We start from the raw sequence: 4,913 nt of genomic DNA, 5'->3' as shown, positions 1-4,913 counted from the left end.
GGCCCACGGTCGGAGACGCCGTCGAGGCAGGAATCGCCAACACAACTGAACGAGCCGACTACAGCGACGTCGCACACCGGTGAGCCCGGCGGCACGAAAGGCATCCAGCCCGAGCACCATTCCGGCGCCGATAACGAAACCGGCGGCACCAGCACACGTTCCAGCGATCCCGGCATCAAGGGGAGCGAACAACCAACTGGCACCACCCCCACCGGCGCACAACCCACTGTCACCACCCCTTTCCCCAACGGCGCACAGCCATCCGCTACTACGCCATCGAGCCCAACCACTGGCGACGGCAGCAGTTCACGACCGGTGCCCGGCGACGGACGCACCCCCACTCCCGACGGTCGCGACAACGCACCCGAACGTCGCACCACCAACGCGACAAACACCACTCCGTCGTCCGAGGCGAACCGCCCCCAGCCCACGCCGCCCGCCAAACCCGCCGGGTCAACACCACGGCCACAGGGCCCCGAACTCCGTGCAGGAGCACCCGAACACGGCCAAAGCACCGACCCACGAGTCGAAGCCGGACCCGCGAACGCCTCCCAGAGCGCTACGCCCCGAGCAGAATCTCCCGAATCCCGTCCGGCCGAACCGCGCACGGAGGCGCCCGAACAAGCTCCGGCCACCGCTGGCACTGTCCCGCGGGTCGAACAAGCCCCACAGGGCGCACAGCCACAGGAAGGTCCCCCACACCTCCAGAACGAACGAACCCCCGACGAGGTCCCCGACACCACCTCGAAGATCCCCTACACACCAAGGTATTTCAGCGTCCCGCCCATCCCCGAATACGATGCCGCCACCCCGCCCGACGACTCGGTGTGGCGGCCCAAGCCCAAACCGGAACCCCAGCCAGAACCCGAACCGCAGCCGCAGCCTGCACCGGAACCCGAGCCGAAGCCCAAGCCCGAGCCACCCAAGCCGGAACCCAAGCCCGAGCCGCCTAAACCCGAGCCCAAACCTGAGCCGCCTAAACCCGAGCCCAAACCTGAGCCGCCTAAACCCGACCCCAAACCTGAGCCACCCAGGCCCGAGCCACCTGATCCCGACCCATGCCCCGAGCCGCCTGATCCCGACCCCAAACCTGAGCCACCCAAGCCCGAGCCGACTGATCCGGATCCCACACCCGAACCACCGGACCCCAAGCCCGAGCCACCTGATCCGGACCCCACACCCGAACCACCCGATCCCGACCCCACACCCGAACCACCGGACCCCGACTCCAAGCCCGCGCCACTCGACCCCGACCCATGCCCCGAGCCGGAACCGAAACCTTGGCCGAGCCCGGAGCCAGAGCCGAAACCCGAACCTATGCCGGAGCCTTGGCCTAGCCCGGAACCTGCGCCACAGGCAGACCACGGGCCCGAACCAGAACGTAAGCCGGAGCCCGAACTCGAGCCGGTGCAAAGGCCTGAGCCCGAACTGGAACCGGGGCCTGAGCCGAGGGACTGGGCCTAACCGCGAAACGAAACTCGATCGACGTTCAGAATCTGAATCGGCGTAGCCCGAACCGGACCTCCATCCGGGGCCTGAACCGAACCCGAGGAGGATCCGGCTAACCAGGCGACGGCACCGAAGGCCGTTACCAGGGAGGCGCACTCACGAAGAACGCGACTGCGGCAGCTCGCGTGCCGACGGAAGCGCAGGTGGGAACTAATGGCCGCTACCTAACTTTGGCTAGCGGGGGGTCGGCGCACTCCCCTACCTGGTTCCGTAGTCGTGTCCCACTCGACGAGCTACCTCATCACGAGCGGGACAGGACCGAGTCGACACGCCGTAGCCTCCGCTGCCGTGTCCCGTTCGAGGAGCCACCAGTTGTCGATGGGACATGGCCGAGCGCAACGAGGGCTCAAGCCGAAATCTGAACCGTGACTTGGGTCTAGCGCAGAGCGGGACAGATTTGACCGCTGTGCAGCATCCGGTAACTCTGCGACCGAGCGCGCAATTCGCCGAGCGACTCGTGACCTGGGACTAGTCAGGAACCAGGCGCTAGGACCAGCGGCGGGTGATGCCGCGGGTTTGGCGGCCGTTCCAGCAGCCGCGGTGCCAGTGCCGGCGGTCTTCTTCGCCGTCGTAGGCGGCCCAGGCGACGATGTGGGCGACGCCGGGCATGATCTCGTGGTCGCAGCCGGGGCATCGGTAGGTCTTGAGGGCGCGGGCGGCGGGGATGGTGCGGACGATGTAGGTTTCGTCGCTGTGTGGGCCCGGCTCGGTCCGGCCGAAGACGTCACCGAGTGGCGGAGCGCCCGATGCCGAGCGGCCCGCCTGACGATCGGCGCGCGGCTTTCGACGAGGCATACATCCAGCCTAAGGGCTCGCGAACCACGTCACCTCAGCACCCAAACCCGCCCAACTCCTCACCACCGGTCACCCCCGGCGCGCGAGTTCGAATCCACCGGAGCCAAACCTCTCGCGCCCCTTCCGCGGCCCTTTTGGAATTGGTCGACTGATCACTGGGAACTGGTGGCGGCATCGCCCGAGAAGCCACCTACACCAGTGCCCTCTCGATCCGAACCGACGTCGGGTTGGCTAGAAGAGGCGGAACTCGGTGCTCTCTGTGCCGCGCAAGGCGTCGTAATCGAGGGTGAGGCAGCGGATTCCGCGGTCCTCGGCGAGGGTGCGCGCCTGCGGCTTGATCTGCTGGGCGGCGAAGACGCCCGCTACCGGGGCGAGCAGCGGGTCACGGTTCAGGAGCTCGAGGTATCGGGTGAGCTGCTCGACGCCGTCGATCTCGCCGCGACGTTTGATCTCGACCGCCACGGTGGCGCCGTCCGCGTCACGGCAAAGCAGATCCACCGGGCCGATCGCGGTCATGTATTCGCGACGGATAAGGGTGTATCCGGCGCCGAGGGTCTGCACGTGCTCGGCGAGCAGCACCTGAAGATGCGCCTCCACACCGTCTTTCACCAGACCGGGGTCGACGCCGAGCTCGTGCGTGGAGTCGTGCTCGATGTCCTCGATGGTGATGCGCAGCTCTTCCCCCGCCTTGTTGGTGACCACCCAAAAGGCTTTCGCCCCCTCGGGCACCGCGTCACCGTCGCGCTCTTCCAGCCAGCACGGCGGACTCATCCAGTTGAGCGGCTTATACGAGCCACCATCGGAATGGACGAGGACCGAGCCGTCGGCTTTGATCAGCAGCAATCGGCGAGCCATCGCAAGGTGGGCGGTAAGTCGCCCGACGTAGTCGACCTGACAGCGAGCAATCACTAGGCGCACCCAAGCACTCTAGTGCTTACCCATCCCGCGGGCTGCCATCCCCCTTGGTGAACCGGTGTCGTCAGCCGAACAGGACAGCGCCGGCCAGCACCGAGCTGATGCCGAGCAGCGCCCACTCCACCTTGGTGAACTGCCGGGTGACCGGCTTCTTGGTGCGGATCATGGCGTACCCGACGCCGGATCCGATGCCGAACGCCAGCAGATGCCCGACGTTCGTGAACGTCTGCCCGATCAGCACGCCGCCGATGGCGCCGACGAACCACACAGCGGCCCAACCGATTCGCATCCGCCGCGGCACCACGAAGACCAGCGCCCCGATCAGGGCCATCGCCCCGTAACTGATGCCGACGTCCTCACTCCAGCGCACGCTCGCGGGCATCCAGTCGAATTCGATGGACACCCACAGCCCGGCCGCGACCAGCAGCGTCGCACCAACGTGGCCGGCCAGGAAAACGCGAACCATCCGCAACGCACCGAACCGCAGTTCGGCCAGCGCGAGCAGAGACGCAAGCAACGGCATGATCAACCACGCGACGCCGACGTCGCCGATCACCAACGCACTCGACAGCAGCGTGACAACTCGCCCGTTGAGCAGATTCTGCAGATTGGTGCTGGCGTGCAGCACCACCTTCGTCTGCGCCGAATCGCTCAGTACCGAGAAGATCGAGGTGACCACGACCAGCGCAGTCAGATAGCCGACTGTCGCAGGCACCCGTGGCCGCCACCAGCGAGATCTGACGACCGTCCGGTCGTCGGCTGCCGTTGCGACGGCCATGTACACCTCCGATGTCTTGCGGTACCTCTCCATGATCAAGGCCTCCGCCGCATCTGCACCGGGTATTCCCTGTGAGATTGCTGCGAAACCGATCGCCGCCGAACAAGCCGAGCGAGCCCGAGCCAACGCTCTCGGCCGCCGAATGCGGTGCCCTACTCTCCCACACCCTGCCGCACCCGGCAGACCGAGCCGATCCCGGCGCTGCCGGTCAGTCCTCGTACAGGATGAAGTCCGCTTTCCGCGAGCCACATACCGGACACACCCACCCGTCGGGGATGTCGGCGAATGCCGTACCCGGCGCGATACCGCCGTCCGGATCCCCTTCGGCAGGGTCGCAGATCATCCCGCAGGTCACGCAGATCCACAGCCTGGTGACCATGCCGACGGCCGCGCCGTCCTCGATCACGGCTCGACTCCCGCGGCGGCGAACCCGAACCGATTGGCCCGGCGGAAGGTGCCGAAATCATTGAACCGGACACCGTGTTCGCGCAGGATCACCTGACACTCGGCCCGGATCGCTTCGCGGACGTAGAACGGGTCACGGATCATGTTGGGGGCCAACAAGGTCACCGCAACAAAGTTCAAGGCGTGGTACGCCCCCGCGAAAGCGATACTGCCGCCTAAGAACTCGTAGCGATGGACACCGATCGTCAGATACCACAGTCCGCAATGCAGTCCGCTGATCGAATGGATGAGGTCGTGCTCGAGCTCGTGCAACAGCGACAACCAGAACGCAGTCACCAACACCGTTGCCCACCAGGGCAACACACCGATCGCATCGAGCGCGGCGTCACCGAGCACACCCACGATCGAGCCGACGAAGATGCCGAGCCCGATCCCGTTCTGATGGCGGTCTATCCACGGACCAGTAGGTCGCCGAGTGGGTGTCCTCCGGGCGCGCCGGATTTGGTCGGTC

Annotated in this window: 4 protein-coding genes and 1 pseudogene; all 5 read right to left on the bottom strand. The window is 66.5% G+C overall.

Annotated elements, in window-relative coordinates; genetic code table 11:
- Nucleotides 1-1,995: 1,995 nt before the first annotated feature.
- The gene (locus NA11_RS18015) at nucleotides 1,996-2,304 is read right to left on the bottom strand and encodes an Rv1322 family protein (RefSeq protein ID WP_069163087.1); all 309 of its coding nucleotides are present in this window, start codon (nucleotides 2,302-2,304) and stop codon (nucleotides 1,996-1,998) included.
- Nucleotides 2,305-2,535: 231 nt separating this feature from the next.
- Nucleotides 2,536-3,222, bottom strand: coding sequence for an endonuclease NucS (nucS, locus tag NA11_RS18010; RefSeq protein ID WP_069163086.1), 687 nt, complete (start codon nucleotides 3,220-3,222; stop codon nucleotides 2,536-2,538).
- A gap of 61 nt (nucleotides 3,223-3,283) precedes the next feature.
- Nucleotides 3,284-3,997: a rhomboid-like protein gene (locus NA11_RS18005; protein WP_069163090.1), complete on the bottom strand. Its 714-nt coding sequence runs from the start codon at nucleotides 3,995-3,997 to the stop codon at nucleotides 3,284-3,286.
- 208 nt (nucleotides 3,998-4,205) lie between these two features.
- Complete coding sequence (locus NA11_RS18000; protein WP_439957081.1) at nucleotides 4,206-4,403, bottom strand: rubredoxin; 198 nt, start codon at nucleotides 4,401-4,403, stop codon at nucleotides 4,206-4,208.
- Nucleotides 4,400-4,913, bottom strand: a pseudogene (locus tag NA11_RS17995) (hypothetical protein); the annotation flags it as partial. The pseudogene NA11_RS17995 and the gene NA11_RS18000, both read right to left, overlap by 4 nt.

The organism is Nocardia altamirensis NBRC 108246 (genome assembly GCF_001612685.1).
Taxonomy (GTDB): Bacteria; Actinomycetota; Actinomycetes; order Mycobacteriales; family Mycobacteriaceae; genus Nocardia; species Nocardia altamirensis.
This window is presented reverse-complemented; position numbering and strand designations above follow the sequence as displayed.

Excerpts from the sequence above, each read along its gene's own strand:
- NA11_RS18015 (WP_069163087.1), bottom strand. The coding sequence starts at position 2,304 with ATGCCTCGTCGAAAGCCGCGCGCCGATCGTCAGGCGGGCCGCTCGGCA.
- NA11_RS18005 (WP_069163090.1), bottom strand. The coding sequence starts at position 3,997 with ATGGCCGTCGCAACGGCAGCCGACGACCGGACGGTCGTCAGATCTCGC.